Below are 23,201 nucleotides of genomic sequence, written 5' to 3'. Positions count from 1 at the left end.
ATTGCACTTGTCCGCGGCTGGTCGATCCTGCTGCCCGATCACCTCGGGCCGAACTCCGCGTACGGCGCGGCAAAGCTCGGCGGCCAGATCACCCTGGACGGCATCCGCGCTGCCAAGCGGGTGAACGAATTCGGTATGGCGAACAGCCCAATCGCAATGGCCGGCTACTCGGGTGGCGGCATGGCGACCGGCTGGGCGGCAGCGCTCGCCCCTACCTACGCACCCGAACTGCGCATCGTCGGCGCCGCAGAGGGCGGCGTACCGGCGAACATCACGAAGATGGCGCGTGCCCTCGGCGATGCCCCGCATCCGGTCTTCGGCCTGGCGATGGCCGCGGCGATCGGCCTGGAGCGCGAGTACCCGGATCGGTTCCCGTTCAGTGCGCAGCTAAATCCGCTCGGCGTCGACATCCGGAACCGCATGGCCAACGCCTGCACGAACGACATCCTCGTTGCGGGTGCCGGCCAGAGCGTGCCCCAGCTGGCGTCCTCGCTGCAGCTGACCACCGACCCGAAGGCCTGGGCCATCGCCGATGAGAACAGCCTCGAGCTGTACCGCGGCGTGCCCAATATCCCGGTGTACGAATGGCATTCGCCGATCGACGGACTGATCCCGATCGATTCGATCGTCAACACGATGGGCCGGTACTGCGCGGCCGGCGTTCCGGTGGAGTCGCAGACGTTCCCGGTGCCGGATCACCTGACCGCCGCTGTGCTGGGCCTGCCCGCTGCGTTGGACTATCTCGACGCCCGCTTCCGCGGCGTCCCTGCGCCGAGCAACTGCCGCTGACCGACTGACGACGCCTCTTGTGCGTCCCCATACGGATGCAAACCTTCGTCCCGGGTGCGAAACTTCGCCCCCATAGACACACTTCGCACCGTGAACGGGCCGATCAGCCTCCGCTGAGTTGCCACGCGACGGCGGCGCCGATCGCGCCCGTCGCATTCAGCGCCCAGTGCAGCGCAATCGGCGCGAGGAGGCTGTCGCTACGCAGCCGCAGCCAGCCGAGAACGAGCCCGGCAAACGTCGTCGCAGCAACGGCTCCGAGGATTCCGGCAATCTGCCCGGCGGTGCCGCTGCCCAGGGAATCGCTCAGCCCGGCATTGCCCTCGGTGAGGCCCAACGACGAACTGATGTGCCACAGTCCGAACAACCCCGCGCCGATGAGCAAAGCGACGCGCGGCGCGTAGCAGCGCATCAATGCCCCCTGCAGCACGCCGCGGAATGCCAACTCTTCCGGCAGCACGGTCTGCAGCGGGATGATCACCAGCGCGGCAAACGCCGCCTCCGACGTGCTGTCGTACCGGCTCGACAGAAAGAATTCGCGCGTCGCCGGGATCGCCACCGCGATCGCCACGATGGCGGCGATGATGACGACGGCGGCGACCGCGTAGGGGATGCCGGCTTTCAGCTGTGCGGGCGTCAACCCGAGATCCGCCCAGGTCAGCCCGGCCATGAGGGCGCCGAACACCAAGAGAACGGACATCACGGGCACGGCGAAATCCGCAGCCACAGAACCCGTGAAGTGCGCAATCAGATTCGTCGCGATCAGGACGACAACGACCGCCGCGACAAAGACGAGCGGCCGGCGCGGCCGAATCGGTGCGCCACCGATATCCGCCGCAGCATGCTCGTCGCTGCCGCGACCACTTTCGACGAATTCGGCCAATACGCGAACCTCTGTTCACACCGCTCATTGCGCGCCTGTACGGATACTATGTTGGCTCGGTCACCTCTCTAGGGGGTTCCATGGTCCAGCAGTCGGTCGATACGCACGGGTCTGCTGTCCCGGAATCGATACCCGCGCCCGTTGGCAAGAAGCCACCCTCGACAGCGCGCGGCGGCCGACTGCATCGATGGGCGCGGCGATATGCCTTCGGCGGCCTGATCGTCGCGTTGATCTTCCTCTGGCTCTCGGCGACGCCCTCGCTGCTGCCACGCGACCCGCTGTTCCAAGGCCTGGTCAGCGGGGCGTCTGCAGCAATCGGTTACAGCATCGGCGTGTTCCTCACCTGGCTGGCCCGCTTCCTCGTTTCGCGCGACGAACCCTGGCCGCGCCCACCCCGCTGGGCATGGCTGACCCTCGGGGTAGTAGCCGTCGCGGGAACCGCCATTATGTTCTCTCTATTCGCACTGTGGCAGAACGACGTTCGCGATCTGATGGGCGTCGAGCGGCTGGCCTGGACGTCCTACGTACTGGTCGTGTTGTTCACGGTCCTGGTCTTCCTCGTGCTGATGTCGCTCGGACAGTTGTGGGGCACGGGCGTCAAGCGCCTGAGCAGGTGGCTGAGCCGGTACATACCGCCCCGAATTTCCGGTGCAATCGGGGCCGCCGTGGCGATCACCCTGACGGTGCTGGTACTCAACGGCGTCGTCGCGGAGAAGGGCATGAGCGCGCTCAACGCCTCGTTCGCCGCCGCGAACAACGAGACGAAGGCCGATTCTGTGCCGCCGACCTCGCCGCTGCGCTCGGGCGGCCCAGGGTCGCTGGTCACCTGGGACTCGCTCGGACGCGAAGGACGCGTCATCATCTCGAAGGGCCCAACCAAGGCCGATCTCGAGCAGTTCAACGGCGCTCCCGCGCTAGACCCGATCCGGACCTACGCCGGTCTCGATTCGGCCGACTCGCTCAAGGATCGGGCCGACCTCGTTGCCCGCGAACTCGAGCGGACCGGCGGCTTCCAGCGCAAGGTCGTCGCGGTCGGTGCGACCACCGGCAGCGGCTGGATCAACAAGGCCACCATCGACTCGCTGGAGTACATGTACAACGGCGATACCGCGCTCGCCAGCATGCAGTACTCCTATCTTCCGAGTTGGATCTCGTTCCTGGTCGACAAGGAACGCGCCCGACAGGCCGGTCTGGCACTCTTCGAAGCGGTCTCGACCCGAATCCAAGCGATGCCGGAGGCGGAACGGCCGAAATTGGTGGTGTTCGGCGAAAGTCTCGGCTCATTCGGTGGCGAGGCCGCGTTCGGCACGATCCCGGATATCGCCGCCCGCACCGACGGTGCGCTGTTCTCCGGTCCGACGTTCAACAATTCGCTGTGGCGCGACACCACGAATCAACGCGAGCCCGGCACGCCCGAGATTCTGCCGATATTCGAGGACGGCGCGATCGTGCGCTTCGCCGCCGATCAGGCCGATCTCGCGCGCCCCGACTCACCCTGGGGCAAGGACCGGGTCGTGTACCTGCAGCACGCGAGTGACCCGATCACGTGGTGGTCGCCGCGCCTGCTCCTGAACAAGCCGGACTGGCTGAAGGAGCCCCCCGGGCCTGACGTGCTCGACGCAATGCAGTGGGCTCCGTTCGTCACCTTCCTACAGGTTTCGGCAGATATGGCGGTGTCTACGAACGTCCCCGATGGGCACGGACACGACTACATGTCGGCAATTCCGTACTCATGGACGCAGATCCTGCAGCCGCCGGGATGGACGGATGCAAAGACGGAAAAGTTGCTGCCGCTGTTGTCTCGCGACGGGAACTAGCGCTTTCGACGCCGAGCACGCACCCACATTCCTCGAACGCGACGGCCACCGGACTTGGATCAAATGGCATCGCGCCCGGCGCCGGTTCGGCGATACCGCGTTTACCGCCCGCCGCATCGCCGAGGGGATGCGCGCGGGTGCGAGTGTGGAGATCGACCTCATGCTCACCGCCGACGCTCGGCTCGCTGTCCTGCATGATCGCCAGCTCCGGCGCGCAACAACCGGCACTGGCCGGGTCGGCGCACATACCGCCGACCACCTTCGTTCGCTGCGGCTTCGCGATGCCGCCGGGCGTCCGACCGACGCCCACGTGCTGATCTTCGACGACGTTCCCAGCCTGCTCGCCGGGACCGGGATCCATCCCGAGGCACTACTGCAGTTGGACTTCAAACAGACCGCCGAGGATCTGAACGAGACGGCCTTGGAATCGTTCGCGCGCGCGGTTGCACCGATCCGGCGCCACACGATCCTGTCCTGTGGTGACGCCGTCGCGGTGGCTCTGCTCACCGAGCGCGTCCCCGACGTCCGCATTGGCCACGACCCGTGTCATCGTGGCGCGATCCGGCGGGTCCTGCGCTCGGGCGAGTTCGACCGGTTCGTGGCCGACGCCGTCAACGCTGCGCCGCGGGCCGAGATGATCTACCTCCACCACGCGCTGGTTCTCGAGGCGGACCGACGCGGTCACGACCTGGTCGGCGCGTTCCACGAAGCAGGTCGCCGGATCGATGCCTACACAATCGCCCGAGCGGACGCCGACGCACGGCCCGCGATCACCCGACTCCTCGACCTGCGTGTCGACCAGATCACCACAGACGACCCGGAGGGTCTGGCGATCAGTACTTCATAGTGCCGCGGTCGACGGCGATCTGGCTGCCCGAGATCGTCGACGAGCCGGGGCCGGCGAGCCACGCCACCACGTCGGCAACCTCGGTGGGCTGCATGAACTCCTTCAGCCCTTCCTTGCCGTCGTGGTTCACCGCAACGTAGGGCATCGGCGAGAAGCTGTGGATGTAGGTCGGGTACTTGCCGAAGATCTCCATCATCGCGTGCGGCTCGATCATCGGGGTATCGACCGAGTACGGGTGGATGGAGTTGACCCGGATGCCGAACTCGCCGACCTCGAGCGCCAATGCGTTCGTGAGCGCGACGACGCCGTGCTTCGACGCGCCGTAGTGCGAGTTGCCCGGGGTGGCCTTCAGGCCGGCCGATGAGCTGACGACGACGACCGAGCCACCGTTGCCCGCCTCGATCATGGCCGGCACGGCCGCACGGATGGTGCGCCAGGTGCCACTCAGGTTGACGTCGATAACGGCGTCCCACTGCTCCTCGGACATCTCGAACATCCGGCCCCAGCTCAGTACACCGGCATTGGCCACGATGATGTCGAGCCGACCGAACTGCTCGACGCCATCGGCGACGACCTGCTGCAGAGCAGCAAGGTCACGGACGTCGACCTCGCGAGCCAGTACCTTCCGCCCGGTGGCCTCAACCGCGCGGACCGTCTCGGCGAGATCCTCCGAGGTGGCAGCCGGGTAGGTGATGGTGTCGGAGACCGGCTTGCAGATATCGATGGCGATGATGTCCGCGCCCTCGCTCGCCAGCCGAACCGCATGGGCGCGGCCCTGGCCGCGCGCAGCCCCGGTAATGAATGCCACCTGCCCGCTGAGGGGTCCGTCCGTTGCCGCCACTGCCGCTCCTTCCAAGCCTGTGCCGCCAAGGCTAGCAGCAGAACTGGAACGTGTTCTAGTGCCGATTTCGCGCCCTCCCGGGTGCAAACCTTCCTTCCGGGGGCAAGACTTCGCCCCCGTTTACACAATTTGCCCCCGGGAAGGGCGCCGAACCGGGTCGTAATCCGCTAGTCGTCGAGCAGTGCAGCGGCGATCCGCTCGAGATGCTCGTCGGCGGTGCCAAGCAACGTCTCGTTGGTCTTGGCCCGCTTATAGAACAGGTGGGCGTCGTGCTCCCACGTGTAGCCGATGCCGCCGTGGTACTGGATCATCTGGCTCACCGCCTGGAACGCCTGCGGACCGACATAGGCCTTCGCGACACTCGCGGCGACCGCCAGTTGGTCCGGCTCGTTGTCGGCAACCCACGCCGCGTAGGCGACGGCGCTCGCCGCCAGCTCGTAGCTCGCGTAGATGTCGGCCAGGCCCTGCTTCACTGCCTGGAACGAGCCGATCTTGCGCCCGAACTGCTCGCGCACCTTCGCGTACTCGACCGCGAGCCGGACGCTGCGCTCCATCACACCGACCTGCTCCGCGGCCAGTGCGACCGTCGCCCGGTCGATACCGTGCGCCACCCGCTCGGCCGGACCGAGCTCCGATGCGACGGCGTCAGTGAACGACACCGCGCCCTGGCGCCGGGTGGGATCGAGCGTCTCGAGCGCTGTGCGCGTCACTCCGTCCGCAGTGGCATCCACCGCGTAGACCGAGAGCCCGGCGACGACCACGAACACGTCGGCAGCCATCGCATCGAGGACGCCGAACGCCTCGCCGGTCACGGTGCCATTGTCGGCACGAAGCGACGAATCCTGTACCAACGCTGCGATTTTCGTACCGGCAACGACCTCCGGCAGCAGCACCTTGTCCCCGATGGCGTCGAGCACCTGCGCAACGAGCACGCCCGAGCCGAACAGCGGGCCGGGCACCAGGCCTGCGCCGAATTCCTGCATCGCGGCGGCAAGTTCGGGCATGCCGAATCCGGCACCGCCACCCTCCTCGCTCACCGCGAGCGCGGGCACGGCCAACTCGCCGCACAGCCGCCGCCACACCGCGGCGTCATAGCCGAGTTCGGACTCCATCGCCGTACGTACAGCGGAAAGCGGCGTGACGCCATCGATGAACTTGCTTACGGCGCTGCGCAGTTCGAGCTGATCCTGCGTCTGGTTGAGAATCACTTCGGCTCCTTGGGCAGGCCGAGCAGGCGCTCGCCGATGATGTTGCGCTGGATTTCGTCGGTGCCACCGGCAATCCGCAGCACTGGCGCCGTAGCGATGATCTGGGACAGCGCGGCGCCGGACGCATCGTCGGCCGACCACACCGTGCCGCCGCTGCCGAACATCGTGGTCACGGCGTCGGCGAGCATCCGGGCATGCCGTCCGCCGGCGAGCTTGCCAACCGAGCCACGCGGCCCGGGATCCCCACCGGCCTTGATCTCCTCCGCGATCCGCGCGGAGAACAATTCGCCGACGCGCTCACCGATATAGATCTGTGCGAGGGTGCGCCGCACGATCGGATCATCGGCACGCCCGGCACGTCGAACTTCCTGCGCCAGTGACGAATACGACGCGGGATTGTCCGTCCGCGTCCGGCGCGCGGTGAGCGCGAGACGCTCGTGGCGCAACATCTGCACCGCGGCGGCCCAGCCCTGATCCACCTCGCCCACAACCGAACCCGCGGGCAGGCGCAGATCGTCGAAGAAAATCTCATTGAACTTGCTGGCGCCGCTCATGTCCTTGAGCGGTCGCACCGTCACGCCAGGCGCGTGCATATCGATGACGAACATCGTGATGCCCTGGTGCTTCGGCACATCCGGATTAGTGCGCGCCAGCAGGATCCCGACCTCGGCCTGATGCGCGTGCGTGGTCCACACCTTCTGGCCGTTTATCACCCATTCGTCGCCGTCACGCACCGCGCGGGTGCGGAGTCCGGCGACATCCGAACCCGCGGCGGGCTCGGAAAACAACTGGCAGCCAATGTATTCACCGCGCACCAGCTTGGTGACGTAGCGCTGCTTCTGCTCCTCGGTTCCGAGGTCGAGCAGGATCGGCGTCACCATCCCCAGACTGATCGCGAGCACGTCGACCGGCACGTCGTAGGCCTGCGACTCCTCGTCCCATTCGCGCTGCTCGGTCGTGGTGAGGCCCTGGCCGCCGTATTCCACCGGCCAGGTGATGCCCGCGAATCCCGCGGCCTGCATCAGGCCCTGGACCGTGCGCGCGTCCCCATAGAAATCGTCGCGCGGGAACGACGGCGCATTCTCCGCGAGCCATGCTCGCGCCCGAGCGCGAAACTCCGAAACGGGCTGTTCCGTGGTCATCAGTTGGCCTCTGTGTAGTCGAACGTGCCGCGGTCTAGCACCACGTCACCATTGGAATTGCGGGTCTGGAAAACGGCGCTGCCATCCTGCTTCCAGACCGAGACGGTGATCGTCTCGCCCGGCATAACCGGCTTGCTGAACCGGCCACCCATGCCCTTGACCCGGCTCGCGTCGCCGCCGCACAGCGCATTGATAAGCAGCCGGCCCGTCACGCCGTACGTGCACATGCCGTGCAGGATCGGCCGCGGGAAGCCCGCCATGGCAGCGAATTTCGGATCCGAATGCAAGGGGTTGCGATCACCGGAGAGGCGGTAGAGCAGCGCCTGGTCCTCACGGATGGTCGAGGACGCGTCGATGTCGGCGTCGCGCTCGGGCACGCTCCACTCGACCACCGGCTGCGGGTCACCGCCGAATCCGCCCTCGCCGCGGATGAAGAGCCCGGTCTGCGAGGTCACCCAGACCTCGCCGGTCGCGGCGTCCGCGACGGTCGACTCGAGCACCGCAAGGGCGCCCTTGCCCTTGTCATAGATGCCAGTGGTGACCGTGCCGATCTTCGCGCTGCCCGCGATCGGGAGCGGCTTGTGCACGACGAATGACTGCTCACCGTGCAGCACCTGGGAGAGGTGGTAGTCACCGATGTCGGGCCGCGTGCCGTAGGTCATGCCAAGGACAACGCCGTAGGCCGGGAGCATCTGCTGCGTCACGTCTTGCGAGTTCTCTGTGGTGAACTGCAATTCGGACAGCGCATCATCCTGGCCCGCGCCGACACCGAGCGCGTAGAGGATCGCGTCCTTGTGAGTCCAGGTGACCTCGCCATAGCCGTTGTCTGCGCCGATTGCTTCGAACTTCATTGGCATATGGACGCTCCCTTGCGTATCGCCGGGCCCGACGGACGTGTGAGTGTGTCCGGACGCACAGTCCCGGATCCGTTGCGATGCTAAGGGTCGCAATCCCTCACGTCAATGCTCGTTAACGCCGAACCGCCCATCTGCTACTGACAAGCGATACGGTACGATCTCGGACATGAAGGACCGTTCACGACGGGCGATCGCCCGATGAGTCCACGCGGAGTGCGTGACCCGAAGGCGAACGGTCGCACGCGATCGACTCGACTGCCTGCCGCGGAGCGCCGTGCGGAGATCCTGCGTCGCTCGGCGAAGCTGTTCCAGCAACGCGGCTACACGGGAGTCAGCATCGATGATATCGGCGCCGACATCGGTGTGAGCGGTCCCGCGCTGTATCGGCACGTCGCAGGCAAGGAAGCGATCCTGCTCGCGATCGGCGTCGAGTTCCTCGATCGCCTGCTGGCAGCCACCGATGCAGCCCTCGCCGACGCCGAAAACGCCGGTCCCGACCTGACCCGACAGCGGGTCATCGACGCGGTAGTCGGGGTTGCGCTCGACAACCCTGCCGAACTGACCGTGACGCTGCGACACATGTGGAGCCTGTCCACGGACAACTTCGCCCAGGTGAGCAAGCGCTGGATCGCGCTCGGCGAACGGTGCGTTCCGACCATTGTCGCGGCGCACTCGAACCTGAATCCGAAGGACGCCGGACTCTATGTGCGTGCGGGCGGTGGTGCGCTGGCCGGTATGGCCTATGCACTGCGAAATGTGCCGCGGCAGCGCGTGGTTCAACTCGCCGCCACCGCCATGAACGCCATGCTGTCCCAGTCCCTCCAGCCGCTCACCGACGAATCGATCAGCATTCCCGCCAAGGGCGGCTGGCAAAGGTCCTCGCGGCGCGAACAGATCCTCGAAACCGCTATTGACCTGTTCCGTGAGCGCGGATTCCGTGGGGTGTCGATGGCCGAGATCGCCGAGGCGATCGGGATTACCGCGGCCGCGCCGTACCGGCACTTCAAGAACAAGGAAGACATCCTCGCCACCGCGATCGTGCGGACGAGCGAGCGCGTCACCATCGGCATGAATGAGGCACTGACAGTGGCAACTTCGGGTGAAGACGCACTGGATCGGCTGCTGGAGAACTACATTCGGATCGCGGTGAGCAACGCTGACCTGTTCGCCGTCAGCACCACCGAGTACCACCACATCGACGACGCCGCGAAGGCACAGCGCCGCCGCGCCCAGCAGTTGTTCTTCGAGGAATGGTCGCATTGCCTGGCCACGGTCAGGCCCGATCTATCGAGCAACGAGGCACTCGTGGTTATTCGCGCGGTGACCGGCATGGTGACCGAATCGGTTCGCTCACGCAGCCTCGCGCGCCGCCCGCATCTTGCCGATGACCTGGCCCGACTCGCGCACGCGGTCCTGGCCACGCCGCCCGCGAGCAGCTAGCTGCGTGGGGTTTGCTGATCGCGCAGCGCACCACGCTTGGGCGCCGTCAGCACAGACGATCCCGTTCACCGGAGCATAGTTTTCGCCGATTTGTTCATTTGCCCAGGTCAGAGAGCGGCATTCGGCGTAAGATTCGTTTCTTCCAAGCAAAACGCACGCACAACGGGCGCTGAGCGAGGGGAGCCGGAGCCGTGTCGAGAAGAATTCCATTCGGAGTCCTGGCAGTCACGACGATGACAGCGAGCGGCCTTCTCGCCGCCGGGGGCACGTCTGAGGCGCTCGCTCCCGGGGTGACATGCGTATTCGAAATCTGCACGAACAACTCCGACTTCGGCGCTTCCGTCACCGGTTACGCGACCTGCCCGGATGGCACTGCGATCCCGGTGACCGCGTTCGTTCCGGCCCATGGCATGGGCGTCCTGCAGGCGACCGCGTCCTGCGCTGATGGGTCCAAGCCGGGCCAGCCGTACACGTATTGATCCACGTCGGGCAGGACGGAGTCAGGCCATGTCGAGAAACTGGCTGTTCCCAGCACTTGCAGCGATGACGATGGCGGCGGGTGGTCTAGTCGCCGGGTCGGGAACAGCCTCCGCGTTGCCTTTCGGGGTGTCGTGCTACGCGCAGTTCTGCACCAACCAGTCCGATATGCCGACGAGCTTTGTCGGGTACGGGTTCTGTCCCGACGGTTCGATGGTCCCGATGATCGGGACGGTGCCGGCACGTGGAGTCGGCTACCTGGTGCCGATTGGCATCTGCTCCGGCGGAATGCCGCCACTCTTCACGGTTATCTGAGCCACGAAGCAGGAGGTCGGATGTCCAATAATCGATGGGCTCCGGGACAGCGCATGCATGTCACGCACTCAATTCTGACTGAGTTGCGTCCGGACGGTCGTTGGGATGCCTGGTACTCGGTGTACGACTGGCGAGAAACCGCCGCTACCGAGGAGGCCGCGAGAACGTCGGCGATGCAGCGTTCCATCCGAGAAACCCATTCGGACGACGTACAAGCTCGCGCTGAGCGCGGCTATGAACTCGGTATCCGCGTCCTCGACGGCGAGCACATACCCGGCGTCGAGGCCGAGATCATCAGCACCCAGCAGTACTACGACTTCATGTTCGAGCTGATCACACAAGACGAAGATCTCGACTGGAGACAACCTTGAACGAGCAGCGGTGTGGCCGCGATGACGATGGCGGCCGTGGGCGCCAGCCCGCTACCCCGCCGGCGCGGTGTCGCGCGACTTCCTGAACGCGGGCAGCCACCAGTTCCATTTGCCGAATAGCTTCATGAACGCCGGCACGAGGACCAGGCGCACGAGCAGCGCGTCGATCGCTACAGCGATCGCAAGCGAGAACCCGATCTGCTTGAGTTCCAATACATCTGCGGTGACAAAGCTGCCGAAAACGATGACCATGATCGCGGCAGCGGCAGTGATCGGCCGAGCCGTGTGCGCGATTCCGGCGGCAACGGCGTACTCATTGTCCTCGGTGGTCTCCCAGAACTCCCGCATGCGGCGAATGAGGAACACTTCGTAATCCATCGACAGCCCGAACAAGACAGCGAAGACAAGGGTGGGCAGGAAGGTCTGCACGAAGCCGGGGCTCGTGAAGCCCAGCACTGACTCGCCTATGCCCCACTGGAATACGGCGACGGTGATGCCGAGTGCCGCGCCTGTTGCGAGCAGGTTCATCAGGATCGCCTTGATCGGCAACGCGATGCTGCGGAACACGACGATCAGGAAGGCGAGGGAGACCGCAAGCACGAACGCGATGACGAGCGGCAGCTTGGCGGTCATCTCCTCATCCAGATCCACAAATTCCGCCGTACTGCCACCGATCAGGATCTCCGGTCCCTGTGCCCCGGCCCGCTCCGCGGCCGTGCGCAGGTCATTGACGAGCCCGATCGCGGCCTCGGAGTCGAACGGGACCGCGGGTATCGCGGCAGCACTGGCGTACCCCTCGCTGAACTCTGCGGGCAGAACTGCCTCGACGCGCGAATCACGCGCCATCGTGTTCAGGAAGACGGTCAGGCGAGCGCGTTCCTCATCAGTCATCGCGGCATCGTTCTGACCGATTGCGATCACTTCGATGGGGGCAATGGCTCCCGATGAGAAGTTGGCGGCGAGTGCGGTTGCCGCACGTCCGGAGGGTTTGTCATCGAGCGCCGACATCCCCATGTCGACGCCGTATCGCATACCGAAGATCGGTGCTGCGGCGAAAACGAGAATCGCGACGGACGCTACGCCGAACACCACGGGGCGGGCCATCACCGTCCTGGCCCACCGCGCCCAGCGCCCTTGCATGACATCGGAGTTGGCGGAAATTTCCGTCGGCTGGAAGCGCTTCGGAATTCCGCCTCGGTTGACCGCCGGTCCGAGTTCGGCCAAGACGGCCGGGAGCAAGGTAACTCCGACAATCAGCATCGCGGTCACAGCCGTCGCGACGCCTATCGCGATTCCGCGGAAGATCGGCGAGTTGATGATGACCAGTGCGCACAGCGAGATCATCACGATGATTCCGGACGCGATGATCGTCTTTCCAGCGGTGCTCGAGCTACGCGCGACCGCCTCGGCGATCTCTTCGCGTTGTTCGCGCGTAGTCACGCCCAGCACGGCGAGTTCTTCGCGGAATCTACTGACGATGAACATGGCGTAGTCGATTCCGACACCGATCCCGATCATCGTGGCCACGGCCATCGTGAGCGAGTCGAAATCGGTGACGTGCGAGAGCGTGAACATGGCGCCCGCCGCGAGCAGAACGCCGACCAGGGCGATGCCAACCGGCAGGAACCCCGCCACGAGCGCACCTAGTGCGAGAACGAGCACGATCATTGCGACCGGGAGACCGAAGGACTCGGCGCGGGCCACATCGGCGTTCTCGATCTCCATAAGGTCGTTCTGCACCGGCGAGTAGCCGGTCACATTGACCTCGATCCCGGGTGCGTCGACGTCCTCGACCGCCTCCTGCAGATGGCGCGCCACCACGGCGCGATCGGCCATAGGGCCTTCGAGACCCACCACCACGATGGCGGCGCTGCCGTTCGGCGCGACCTGCATTGGCGGACCGCCGGGGAACGGCCGGATAACCCCGGTCACTCCGTCGACGCGCTCTGCGGCACTGACGACACTGTCGACCGCGCTGCGCGACTCTGGGCTATTGATCGATCCAGCCGTCGATTCGACAACGATGACGTTCTGCTCTGCCCCAAGCTCGGGGAACTGCTCTTGCAGTAGTTCGTCGACGCGCGCCGATTCCGAGCCCGTCACCGTGAAGTCCATCGCGGTCAGGCGGCTCTGCAGGACAGGAAACGCCAGCGCGCATCCAGCCAGCACCACCACCGAGATCGCGATCACCAGGCGGCGCCGGCGCGCGACCAGCAAGCCCCACCGGTGCAACAACGGCATCCGCTTCGCAGTCCCCACCGCTTCGGGGCTTGCCACGCGCCCATCCGTACTCATTCGTGGATATATACGGGCCGTATGTCTCTCACCACAAGCCCCGAGCTGGGGTGATCCGCCTGCACGGCGCGTTAACAATCGAATCGGTCTGACGGGCAAGCCAATTCGACCAGTGGGCGCGGTGCAAAAAGAAACCCCCTCGTGAGAGGGGGTTTCTTTGCGTGCGCCCGAAGGGATTCGAACCCCTAACCTCTTGATCCGTAGTCAAGTGCTCTATCCGTTGAGCTACGGGCGCTCGTCTTCAGTTGTCGTAGGTGCCGAAGCACCTACGGTAACGCTGGCCGGTGCCGTAGCACCGGACTGTGGCGGAGGCGAGAGGATTTGAACCTCCGGTCCCCGTGAAGGGACAACTCATTAGCAGTGAGTCCCATTCGGCCGCTCTGGCACGCCTCCTGAGCCCCTTGCGAGGCAACCGGTCCTTTCGAACCGCCGAGGTGAAAGGTTACACAGCCCACCGCCGGTAGACCAAATCGGCTGCTACCGGGCTTAAAGGCCAGGTCGGCTAGCGCAGGTTCGCGTCGAACCAGTCGAAGATCCGGGTCTGCGCATCCACCGCTGGATCGGTGCTCTCGTCGAAATCCTCGTCGGCTTCGTCGGGCCGGTCCGCACGGTGTTGCAACCCCTCGTAGCTGACGACATGCGCCGCGACCGATGCGGTGGCGACAGCGTCGCGCAGTCGCTCGACCTCCTCGGCCGGCGTCTCCGGGTCGTCCGCGCCGTAAAGGCCGAGCCACGGTGCCTGAAGTTCGGGTGCGGCCTCGAGCAATGCCGGCGCCTCGTCATTAAGGGCCACAGTGATCCCCCGGGCTGCGACGCTGACCGCCGCACCGATCGGTCGATTCGTCGCGACCAGGAACGCCGCGGTCCCGGCATCGTCGAAGCCCAGCGCCCCGATGCAGTCCGGGTACACACCGCGCGCTGTGAGCCAGTCGAAGCAGGCGTCGAAGTCGTCGAACAGGTTGTCGCCGAACACCCCGGCCTCGGATTTTTGCGATTCGCGATGGAACAGGTGGGGCGCGACAGCGATCCAGCCTTCGTTGGCCAGGGACGCGAGCAGGTCGCGTATGGCCTGGGTGAACTCGCGCGACTCGTGCAGCACAACGATCCCGCCGCGCGCATGCCCCTCCGGTTCGATGGCCGTGACGGGCACGGTGTCCGTGCGCACAGCGTCCTCGTCGTCGGACCGCAGCGCTGCGCTGTCGGTGAAGAAGCCCGGCATGGAACAAGCGTAGGGACTCAACCGCCACTGCGCGCGAATTTGTATCCGGACCGACGCCTTACAGACCGTGACCTGCATGACCTGCGCATCGAGCGCCGAGCGCGAGCAGCCATACTGGTCCGGTGAGCGCACGCATTCGTCCCGACCTTGCCGCGATCCCGTCGTATGTCCCGGGACGCAGTTTCCCTGGCGCGATCAAGCTGGCGAGCAACGAGACAACGCACGCTCCCCTGCCCGGCGTCGCGGACGCGATCGCCGAGGCCGCGCAGACCGTGAACCGGTACCCGGACAACCGCAACACCGAGCTCGTCGGCGAGATCGCGAAGCGGCTGAATGTTGCGCCCGAACAGATCGCGATTGGCTGCGGCAGCGTCGCGCTGTGCCAGGAGCTGGCGCAGATCACCGCCGGTCCTGGCGACGAGGTGCTGTACGCGTGGCGCTCGTTCGAGGCGTACCCGGTGGTGACGCAGGTGGTTGGCGCGACCGCGGTGACCGTGCCGCTCACCGCCGACCACGTGCACGACCTCGACGCGATGGCCGCGGCAATCACCCCGCGCACCCGCCTCGTGTTCGTGTGCAACCCGAACAACCCGACCGGAACCGCGGTGGGCCGGGCAGCGCTCGAGCGCTTCTTGGATTCGGTGCCGGCCAACGTACTGGTGGTGCTCGACGAGGCCTACTTCGAGTACCTGCGGATTCCCGGTGCGGATGCGCCCGACGGCATCGAGCTCGGCCGCGGACGTCCGAATGTCGTAGTGCTGCGGACCTTCTCGAAGGCGTACGGCCTGGCCGGTATGCGTGTCGGTTATGCGGTTGGCGATCCCGAGATCATCGCCGCGCTCGCGAAGGTGCACATCCCATTCAGCGTGAACCGCCTCGCCCAGGCCGCGGCTATGGCCTCGCTCGATGCGCAGGCCGCCCTGCTCGACCGGACGCATGCCGTGGTCGATGAGCGTGCGCGCGTGCGGGCGGCGCTGATCGAGATCGGGTATGACGTGCCCCCGACGGAGTCCAACTTCGTCTGGCTCCCGCTCGGCGAGCGGGCGGCGGCGTTCGGCGAGGCATCCGCGGAGGCGGGCGTCCTCGTTCGGCCCTATGGCACCGACGGTGTGCGAGTCACGATCGGCGATCCCGAGGAGAACGACGCGTTCCTCGCCTTCGCCGGCCAGTCGGCGATCGTCGCGGAGTACGCAGGGTCGGCCGCGTCCGCCGGCTGACGGTACGCCTTTAGCTGGTGCCCAGCGCCTTGGCCACCGTAGGCCAAGAGGCGTGCAGGTCGTCCTGCCAGTACGGCCACGAATGCGTCCCGACCGGGCGGTAGACGAAAGTCGCTGGGATGCCGATGGAATCGAGGCGCGCCTGGTACAGGCGGGTGCAAGACAGCGTCAGCAGTTCGAGTCCGATTCCAGTGGCCGAGTCAAGCAATGCCGCGCTTGAATCGAGGTCCGAGGGACGCAACTGCCCGTTGCCGACCGACATGTAGACGGTCTTGCCCCGCAACGCATTCGCGTTCGTGACCGGGTCGTGTTGAGCCCAGTCGGGATCGTTGTCCGGCCCCCACATGTTGGTCGCGTTACCACCGCGGGATGCGATGGTCGCCCGAACCGATTGCTGCGCATTGCTGTCCAACGAGTTGGCGCAGGTGCTGAAGGCGGCGACACCTCGGTAGAGGTCTGGGTGGCGCGTGATGAGGTTCATCGCGGCGTGGCCGCCCATCGAGAGCCCGCCGACAGCGTTCGCGCCGGTGCCGTGGAACTCGGCGTCGATGATCGGCGGCAGTTCCTTGGTGAGGAAAGTTTCCCAAGCATTGACGCCGAGAACCGGGTCGATCGACTTCCAGTCCGTGTAGTAGCTCGCCGCACCCCCAACCGGCAGAACAACATTCACGTTCTTGTTCTCGAAGAACCTTGCGATGTCCGTCTTTTCGAGCCACGTAGCCTGACGGGGATCGGCGTCAACGCCATCAAGTAGGTAATAGGACGGGCGCGACGCGCTGGAAACCGGGTGCAACACCTGCACCTGCACATCGCGCTTCATCGCCGGCGAGTAGACGAACACCGAAGACTGCGTGGGACTGATCTTGGTCACCGAGGTGACCCCGGCGTCGTGCGGCGCATCCGGCACAACCAGTGGATCACCCTCGGCGGAACCGGAGTCGATCGGCGCAGCGTTCGCTACCACAGTTGGCGCACATGCGAGTGCCGCCGCAAAGCACGCAGCGACAACAGCCATTCGACGCAAAGCAATCACTCTCCCCCGGGTGACTACCGAGCAGCACCCGGTGCCCGACCGCTGTCAGCGTATCCAAGTTGTTTGCGAGCCGCAGTAGTCAACGCGCGGCACCGCGATTGACCTGTGGTTACCCCGGCGTGGCGGATGTGAAACGGGGGTGGTGTGTGATTTGTGTTGCAGTGCAGGAACAATCGTGGAGCGAAGTGAGTCGGTCGCTCGAGTTAGGCGGTTGCGAGGATCAGCGGGACCCCCTCAAACCCACGGTCGCCGGGTGATGAGCTTTCACGCACGTCGCCGACATCCCGCGGGCCATCTCCCGATAGCCAGCTCACGGGCTGGTGAGCCGCTGCAAGCCAAGGCGCGACTGAAGCTCACCTGTCAGCGGGGTCAGTAGTCGGAATGTCACCAACATCGGCTTGGATCCTTCGTGTCCGAGAGGTACCACTCGCCCCAAATAAGTAAATGTGGCGTCGTAGCGCTTCCGGCGCATCCAGAGTTCGATCGACTTACCAGTTTCGAGCACTTCTAGGATCTCTCTGCCTTTCTTTCCCTCGGGCGATGTCGATAGCTGAGAGCTCCATACAAAGATGTCAGGAGCTTCGAAGTGTTCGGTGTATTGAGTGCTGTCAGCCCGTTTCTCCAACGAGACGAACAGGATCGCGTGCTTGTCCAACGAGACATGGCCCGAGCGCCAGTTTCCCGGGTTGTACTCCTTGCCGTACAGCGACGGAACTTCCATGCTCTTGAGCTGCTCACCTATCCGCGATGCCAGGGGATTGATGTCCGCCTGATCCAGCTTTGACACCAGCCGGGCGACTGGCCTCATGTCGGACCGGCCGGGGATCGGCGCCACCGCTGGATTGTTCGACTCGAGGACGTACCCGCCGCGGTCCCTTCGAAGTATCTTCAACGTTCCGGAGGTGCCAGAACTGCCGGACGTCTCGACCAGTACGGCCTGGTCGATGTAGTCGCGTGCCGACCCACCGCTGATCCATTCGAACAGCAGCGGGTCGCCGTGCTTGATCGGCTTGGTCCCACCGTCCATGGAGTCGCCCTTCGCAAAGCACACAAAGTGATTCGCTGCAGACAGGTGCTGACCGCCGCGCCGTCGGATCGGTACCTCGGTCGCTGCGTGATCAGTCCAGGACGTCCGCGCGTTGGGCCCACATGCGACCGTGTAATCGACGAACAGTGGTACGGGGTCGATTTCAGAATCGGCCCCATCAGATTGATCTGGGTGCAGAACGAATCTGCTACCGATCTGTTCCAACTTCACCTGATGAGATGAACCTGGATGCCCTGCCGATGGGCCGAACCACCCTCGTAACAGGCCTGGCAACGCGTTGCCTGCAGTGTCGTTGCGCGTCGCAAAGGAAACCGCGCCCTTGGCAAATGATGCGTCGTATTCGATGCCCTCCGCGATGAAGTTGACGTCGCCGGTAGGCAAGTCCGGCCTCTGACGACGATCGAGTCGCACTACCGGGTGACCATCCGAGTACGCCAGCCGACACGTCCACGACCGCGTAGTCGGCGTCTCTTTGTTGAGAACGTGACTGGCAAGGCGGTACTCGACAATCTCGGCCACCAGCGAGTCAAAGAGTTCGCCGAATTCTTCATCGACTGCGAATGTCGGCAGGATCCTGTCCCCCTCGAGGCGGAACAGGGTGTTCGGTCGCGGCCGATCGGAACCGTTGCCGGCGAGGTGGGCGATCGGCCACTTTCGCCAATATTGCGTCCACTTGTCAATTGGAGCGGCGGCCAGGTCGGAGAACTCCTTGACCGGGATCTCATGCGCGAGGCGAGGATCCGCGAGCAAGATATGGCGCGACGTCTCAGCGTTGTGTCCGATGTCGTCACCGGTACGCAGGGCACCGTCGTGAAGAAGAGCCCGGATGGCGACCAGCTTGTAACTCTTCGTTGTGGGCTCGACCTGAACAGCACGCAATAAACCGTCGTAGGCGTCGACCACACGTGATTCCCGGTCGCCAAGAAGTTCGGCTACTCGGAGGAAGGCGAACCAGCTGCCGTACTTGGCCGTCACCGCTGCCGGGTCATGCCCCGCACGGAACGCTTGAGCCGCGGTCGGGCGCAGCCCTTCTTCCTCCATGTACGAGCGGCAGTACTCTTCGATCGCATCTTTAGCGCTAGTACGCGACAGCGCACGAAGCATCTCGACGACGTCCAGGTCGTAGTCGACGGAGCAGCCTTCTGGGAGGGAAAAGTCCTTGCTTTCAAGGGCTGCGAGTACCTGCAGAGTCGTCGGAGCCTCGCGCCGCCCCAAACTCAACAGTGTCCGCGGCTTCAGCAGGAAGGAACGGTGGTTGCCAACGAAGTCGATGACCGTCAACACCTGCTTGCCTTCTTGAATCCGGAGCCCGCGGCCCAATTGCTGCAAGAAGATGACCGGCGACTCTGTCGGCCGCAACATAAGCACGGTGTCGATGTCAGGGACGTCCAAACCCTCGTTGAAGATGTCGACGGTGAACACAACTTCCAGTGCACCGCTGCGCAATTCTTCAATGGACTGGCGCCGCGGCGCACTTGTCGGGCCACTGTGGATGGAGGCGCACCGCACGCCTCGCTCACGAAAGTAATCACTCATGAAATCCGAGTGATGCTTTGATGCGCAAAATGCCAATGTCCTCGTGCCGCGACGGGACTGCCATTCGTCGAAGGCTGACTGCGCTCGTTCCTGCGTCTCGATCGCAGCCTCCAGAGCAGCGGGATCGAATCGTCCATTGCGCCATGGGATTGGCTCAAAGTCGACGGGATCCGTTATGCCCCAGTAGTGGAACGGCACTAACTCGTTTCGACGAATGCCTTCGACAAGATCACACTCGAAGGCCAAGTTGTCAGCGCACAGCGACAACAAGTCCGCGCCATCCATCCTCTCGGGTGTGGCAGTCAGGCCGAGCAGAAAGTGAGGTGTGAAGTGATCGAGCACCCTGCGGTACGTTGACGCTGCAGCGTGATGGAACTCGTCGACTACCAGGTAATCGAATGATCGAGTCGCAAAACGGTCGAGCGCGCCCGAGAGGGTCTGGACAGTCGCAAATACAAAGTCAGCGTCAGCTTGCTTCTCACCACCGAAGTACAAGCCCATCGTGGCGTTCGGATGGACCCGCCGAAATACGTCGCGACTCTGCTTCAAGATCTCTTCACGGTGCGCGACGAAGAGAACCCGCCCGGCGCTGAATTGCGCGGTATCGAACGCGGCCAACCAGGTCTTACCCAGCCCCGTCGCCATGGTGACCATAGCGGCGCGAAATCCGTTTGTCCGTGTCTGCGCCAGCGCCCGCAGTGCCTCCTCCTGAATTGGACGCGGCGCTGGAGCCTCCACCGGTGGCTCGATCACCTCGACGACTTCGGGGACGTATGCAGGTGCGGGTTCGTATGACGCGATGAGCTCGTCAGTCAAAGGCAAGCTGCGCTGATCGAGCCACAACGCCAAGAACCGATCCCTCAATTCGTTGACCGCCCCTACGAGAAGGTTCCACTCGATCCCACCGCTGAGACCTTGCCCACTCATATTGCTGCTACCGACAAATGCGGCCCCAGTGCGTTCCGATGACGAGTAGAACAAATAGGCCTTGGGGTGGAAGCTAACGACGGGATCGTGAAAGATACGAACCGCGATTTTGTCCGGGTTGTCCTCCATCAGGTCGTGCAACCGGGATAGTGCCGCCGGTTCGGTTAGGCCGAGATAATCCGTCGTGAGGATCCGGACTTCGGCTTCGCGCTCGATTGCGTCCTCGAGTGCGCCCACAAGCAGGCTAAGTCCGGACATTTTTATAAAGCTGACCACGATGTCGACTCGGTCGAACTGAACAGTGCGAAGTCTGTCGATAAGCTCAGGCAGCAGGAGCCGGACTTGTCCGTCAACCAGAACCGGCGTCGCAGCATCGAGTTCAAGGGTGGTTGTGACAGTGGACCTTTGGTCAGTATCAGTGTCACCCAGATAGTTGCCGCGGCCCGCGATCACGTTCCGAACTCCGCCTATCGGATCCGGTACATCACCGGTGTATCGCGGAATGACGTGGATGTGCAGATGGTCGATGGTCTGGCCGGCCGCGGCACCTGCGTTGAAGCCGACGTTGTAGCCATCCGGCTTGTGCAAAGCTTCGATCTCGGATCGAACAACGTCAAGGAGCTCGAACATATCGGCACGCTCGCCGGGAGTTGCTTCCCACCAGTCGCTTAACTGTCGCCGCGAAACGACTAATGCATGCCCTGGAGACACTGGGTAGTTGTCCCATATAGCGAAGGCAGACCGATTGGCTGCGATCCACTCAGTCTGAGAACGGTCGAAAAACGGAGACTGTTGTGTCGTCATCGATGGGCGTACCTATCTACTGGATTTCATCTCTCATCGGAGGAGACGAGCACTGCGACCTCGGTTCAGTCATCGCGGCAGTGATCGCCGCTGGGGTCGACATCAACTTGGTCCCGACGGATCGACTGCACCACCGCATTATGGCGATGGCCACAGACAACAAGTAGCAACGAGGGCTGAAGGTTCTTCAACAGGCGGACGATCCCGGCGAACGCTCCTAGGTGGCGGCAGCGCACACGAGATTCTTAGCGCAACGTACACGGGCGGAGAACTCGCTCAGCAAGCTGAAGTTGCTCACTTCTACACACAACAAAGGCGCTCGGTCGGGGAACCGGGCGCCTCCATCGAGAGTCAGGCTTGTGGGCTTCGGTCGGCGTCGTCGGGTGTCAACCGGCGCCGTCTCCGCCGTAGCGGTGGCCATGCTGGCCGGCATGGTCGGCTTCACGTCCAAAGTCTTGACGGCTCTTCACTTTTTGCGGGTGTAGCGCTTAGGTACATCCGTCTTTTCAACCGCACCGTTGTGCGTATTCAGTCCCCCGGGGTCGATGGATCCGGATCCAGTCGGCCGGGCTCTTGCGAATGTGTACGACCCTCTGCAGTCGGACGTACCGCACTCTGGTTGGTCTGTCGATTTTACTGCGGCGGAGAGGCCGGGACAAGGGGAAAGCCATCGCGACCTGCACGAATGCGGCGACGACAAGGGTACCGCCGTGCTCCCTGGAATACCTGCTCAGCTCCGCCCGTTAGTGTGATTGAAACTTGAATTACTAGGAGGGCCTCATGCAGTTCGGCATCTTCACCGTCGGTGACGTGACCACCGACCCCACCACCGGCCGCACCCCGACCGAGGCCGAGCGGATCAAGGCGATGGTCGCCATCGCGAAGAAGGCCGAGGAGGTCGGGCTGGATGTGTTCGCCACTGGTGAGCACCACAATCCGCCGTTCGTGCCGTCGTCGCCGACCACGATGCTCGGCTATATCGCCGCGCGCACGGAGAAGTTGCTGCTCTCGACCTCGACCACGCTGATCACCACCAACGATCCGGTGAAGATCGCCGAGGATTTCGCGATGCTGCAGCACCTCGCGGATGGGCGGGTCGACCTCATGCTCGGGCGCGGCAACACCGGGCCGGTCTACCCGTGGTTCGGGCAGGACATTCGCAACGGCATCCCGCTGGCCATTGAGAACTACCACCTGCTGCACCGCCTGTGGCGCGAGGATGTCGTCGACTGGGAGGGGAAGTTCCGCACTCCGCTGCAGTCTTTCACCTCGACACCGCGTCCGCTCGATGACGTACCGCCGTTCGTGTGGCACGGGTCGATCCGTAGCCCCGAAATCGCCGAGCAGGCCGCCTACTACGGCGACGGCTTCTTTGCGAACCACATCTTCTGGCCGACAGATCACTTCCAGAAGCTCATCGAGCTCTACCGCCGGCGCTACGAGCACTACGGGCACGGGTCCGCAGATCAGGCGATCGTCGGACTCGGCGGGCAGGTGTTCATGCGCAAGAATTCCCAAGACGCGGTCAACGAGTTCCGGCCCTACTTCGACAACGCGCCGGTGTATGGTCACGGCCCGTCGCTCGAAGAATTCACCGACCAGACTCCGCTCACCGTGGGCAGCCCGCAACAGGTCATCGAGAAGACGCTGACCTTCCGCGAGCACTTCGGCGATTACCAGCGCCAGCTGTTCCTCATGGACCACGCCGGCCTGCCGCTGAAGACCGTCCTCGAGCAGCTCGATCTGCTCGGCGAGGAAGTTGTTCCGGTGCTGCGCAAGGAGTTCGACGCGGAGCGGCCGGCGCATGTCCCGGACGGGCCGACCCACACCGCGCTTGTTGCGGCCGCGCGTGAACCCCAGAAGGAAACAGCACAGTGACAACTCCCCGCATCACCGTCGTCTCCGCCGGTCTGAGCCAGCCGTCGTCGACCCGACTGCTGGCCGACCGGTTGGCGGCGGCAACCACACGCAGGCTCGAATCGGCAGGGCGCACACCGCTGGTCGACGTCATCGAATTGCGCGATCACGCACACGATCTGGCCAACAACCTCGTCACCGGGTTCGCGCCGCCGAGTTTGCGCGAGGCGATAGAGCAGGTCACCACGGCAGACGGACTGATCGCGGTCACGCCGATCTTC

At 64.4% G+C, this 23,201-nt stretch carries 19 protein-coding genes and 2 tRNA genes; 10 read left to right on the top strand and 11 right to left on the bottom strand.

The window, feature by feature from the left end; all coding sequences use genetic code 11:
- A partial coding sequence (locus A8G08_RS17750; RefSeq protein ID WP_068276969.1) for a lipase family protein occupies positions 1 to 789 on the top strand: 789 nt, incomplete at its 5' end.
- Positions 790 to 892: 103 nt separating this feature from the next.
- On the opposite strand, the gene A8G08_RS17745 is transcribed toward A8G08_RS17750, so the two are convergent.
- Positions 893 to 1,615, bottom strand: a complete 723-nt coding sequence (locus A8G08_RS17745; protein WP_425394573.1) for a CPBP family intramembrane glutamic endopeptidase — start codon at positions 1,613 to 1,615, stop codon at positions 893 to 895.
- A gap of 134 nt (positions 1,616 to 1,749) precedes the next feature.
- On the opposite strand from A8G08_RS17745, the gene A8G08_RS17740 reads away from it, so the two are divergent.
- Positions 1,750 to 3,486 (top strand): alpha/beta hydrolase, encoded by a 1,737-nt coding sequence (locus A8G08_RS17740; RefSeq protein ID WP_068276966.1) that lies wholly within the window; start codon positions 1,750 to 1,752, stop codon positions 3,484 to 3,486.
- Complete coding sequence (locus tag A8G08_RS17735; protein WP_068276963.1) at positions 3,437 to 4,333, top strand: glycerophosphodiester phosphodiesterase; 897 nt, start codon at positions 3,437 to 3,439, stop codon at positions 4,331 to 4,333. Before A8G08_RS17740 ends, A8G08_RS17735 begins: the two co-directional genes overlap by 50 nt.
- Here A8G08_RS17735 and A8G08_RS17730 read toward each other — a convergent pair.
- The 4 genes from A8G08_RS17730 to A8G08_RS17715 form a co-directional block, all read right to left on the bottom strand.
- Positions 4,320 to 5,174, bottom strand: a complete 855-nt coding sequence (locus A8G08_RS17730; RefSeq protein ID WP_068276960.1) for a mycofactocin-coupled SDR family oxidoreductase — start codon at positions 5,172 to 5,174, stop codon at positions 4,320 to 4,322. The two genes, A8G08_RS17735 and A8G08_RS17730, sit on opposite strands and share 14 nt — an antisense overlap.
- A 167-nt stretch (positions 5,175 to 5,341) precedes the next feature.
- Positions 5,342 to 6,382 carry an acyl-CoA dehydrogenase family protein gene (locus A8G08_RS17725; RefSeq protein WP_068276956.1) on the bottom strand — a complete coding sequence of 347 codons (1,041 nt, stop codon included), beginning with the start codon at positions 6,380 to 6,382 and terminating at the stop codon, positions 5,342 to 5,344.
- A complete protein-coding gene (locus A8G08_RS17720; protein ID WP_068276953.1) occupies positions 6,379 to 7,524 on the bottom strand; it encodes an acyl-CoA dehydrogenase family protein in 1,146 nt (381 codons plus the stop codon). Before A8G08_RS17720 ends, A8G08_RS17725 begins: the two co-directional genes overlap by 4 nt.
- A complete protein-coding gene (locus A8G08_RS17715) occupies positions 7,524 to 8,375 on the bottom strand; it encodes a MaoC/PaaZ C-terminal domain-containing protein (protein ID WP_245672877.1) in 852 nt (283 codons plus the stop codon). The genes A8G08_RS17720 and A8G08_RS17715 overlap by 1 nt, the downstream gene beginning before the upstream one ends.
- Positions 8,376 to 8,579: 204 nt before the next feature.
- On the opposite strand from A8G08_RS17715, the gene A8G08_RS17710 reads away from it, so the two are divergent.
- The 4 genes from A8G08_RS17710 to A8G08_RS17695 all read left to right on the top strand — a co-directional run bounded on the left by A8G08_RS17710 (position 8,580) and on the right by A8G08_RS17695 (position 10,984).
- Positions 8,580 to 9,821: a TetR/AcrR family transcriptional regulator gene (locus A8G08_RS17710; RefSeq protein ID WP_084436442.1), complete on the top strand. Its 1,242-nt coding sequence runs from the start codon at positions 8,580 to 8,582 to the stop codon at positions 9,819 to 9,821.
- A gap of 233 nt (positions 9,822 to 10,054) precedes the next feature.
- On the top strand, positions 10,055 to 10,300 hold the full coding sequence (locus tag A8G08_RS17705) for a hypothetical protein (RefSeq protein WP_068276945.1): 246 nt from the start codon (positions 10,055 to 10,057) through the stop codon (positions 10,298 to 10,300).
- Between the two features lie 28 nt (positions 10,301 to 10,328).
- Positions 10,329 to 10,613: a hypothetical protein gene (locus A8G08_RS17700; RefSeq protein WP_157108633.1), complete on the top strand. Its 285-nt coding sequence runs from the start codon at positions 10,329 to 10,331 to the stop codon at positions 10,611 to 10,613.
- Between the two features lie 20 nt (positions 10,614 to 10,633).
- Complete coding sequence (locus A8G08_RS17695; protein WP_157108632.1) at positions 10,634 to 10,984, top strand: hypothetical protein; 351 nt, start codon at positions 10,634 to 10,636, stop codon at positions 10,982 to 10,984.
- Between the two features lie 51 nt (positions 10,985 to 11,035).
- On the opposite strand, the gene A8G08_RS17690 is transcribed toward A8G08_RS17695, so the two are convergent.
- The 4 genes from A8G08_RS17690 to A8G08_RS17675 all read right to left on the bottom strand — a co-directional run bounded on the left by A8G08_RS17690 (position 11,036) and on the right by A8G08_RS17675 (position 14,498).
- The gene (locus A8G08_RS17690) at positions 11,036 to 13,261 is read right to left on the bottom strand and encodes an MMPL family transporter (RefSeq protein WP_245672876.1); all 2,226 of its coding nucleotides are present in this window, start codon (positions 13,259 to 13,261) and stop codon (positions 11,036 to 11,038) included.
- Between the two features lie 180 nt (positions 13,262 to 13,441).
- Positions 13,442 to 13,514 (bottom strand) — tRNA-Arg (locus A8G08_RS17685).
- 68 nt (positions 13,515 to 13,582) lie between these two features.
- Positions 13,583 to 13,672, bottom strand: a tRNA-Ser gene (locus A8G08_RS17680).
- Between the two features lie 109 nt (positions 13,673 to 13,781).
- Positions 13,782 to 14,498: a dienelactone hydrolase family protein gene (locus A8G08_RS17675; RefSeq protein ID WP_068276937.1), complete on the bottom strand. Its 717-nt coding sequence runs from the start codon at positions 14,496 to 14,498 to the stop codon at positions 13,782 to 13,784.
- 122 nt (positions 14,499 to 14,620) lie between these two features.
- Here A8G08_RS17675 and hisC point away from each other — a divergent pair, with 122 nt between their 5' ends.
- Entirely contained in the window at positions 14,621 to 15,715 is a 1,095-nt protein-coding gene (gene hisC, locus A8G08_RS17670) for a histidinol-phosphate transaminase (protein ID WP_068276936.1), read from the top strand.
- Between the two features lie 10 nt (positions 15,716 to 15,725).
- On the opposite strand, the gene A8G08_RS17665 is transcribed toward hisC, so the two are convergent.
- Together A8G08_RS17665 and A8G08_RS17660 are read right to left on the bottom strand one after the other, a co-directional pair.
- Complete coding sequence (locus tag A8G08_RS17665; protein ID WP_068276972.1) at positions 15,726 to 16,739, bottom strand: alpha/beta hydrolase; 1,014 nt, start codon at positions 16,737 to 16,739, stop codon at positions 15,726 to 15,728.
- A 319-nt stretch (positions 16,740 to 17,058) separates the two neighbouring features.
- Positions 17,059 to 21,063 (bottom strand): DUF3427 domain-containing protein, encoded by a 4,005-nt coding sequence (locus tag A8G08_RS17660; protein WP_068276934.1) that lies wholly within the window; start codon positions 21,061 to 21,063, stop codon positions 17,059 to 17,061.
- Between the two features lie 780 nt (positions 21,064 to 21,843).
- Here A8G08_RS17660 and A8G08_RS17655 point away from each other — a divergent pair.
- A complete protein-coding gene (locus A8G08_RS17655; RefSeq protein WP_068276932.1) occupies positions 21,844 to 22,941 on the top strand; it encodes an LLM class flavin-dependent oxidoreductase in 1,098 nt (365 codons plus the stop codon).
- A partial coding sequence (locus A8G08_RS17650) for an NAD(P)H-dependent oxidoreductase (RefSeq protein WP_187344484.1) occupies positions 22,938 to 23,201 on the top strand: 264 nt, incomplete at its 3' end. The genes A8G08_RS17655 and A8G08_RS17650, both read left to right, overlap by 4 nt.

It is taken from the genome of Aldersonia kunmingensis, assembly GCF_001646865.1.
GTDB classification, from domain to species: domain Bacteria; phylum Actinomycetota; class Actinomycetes; order Mycobacteriales; family Mycobacteriaceae; genus Aldersonia; species Aldersonia kunmingensis.
This window is presented reverse-complemented; position numbering and strand designations above follow the sequence as displayed.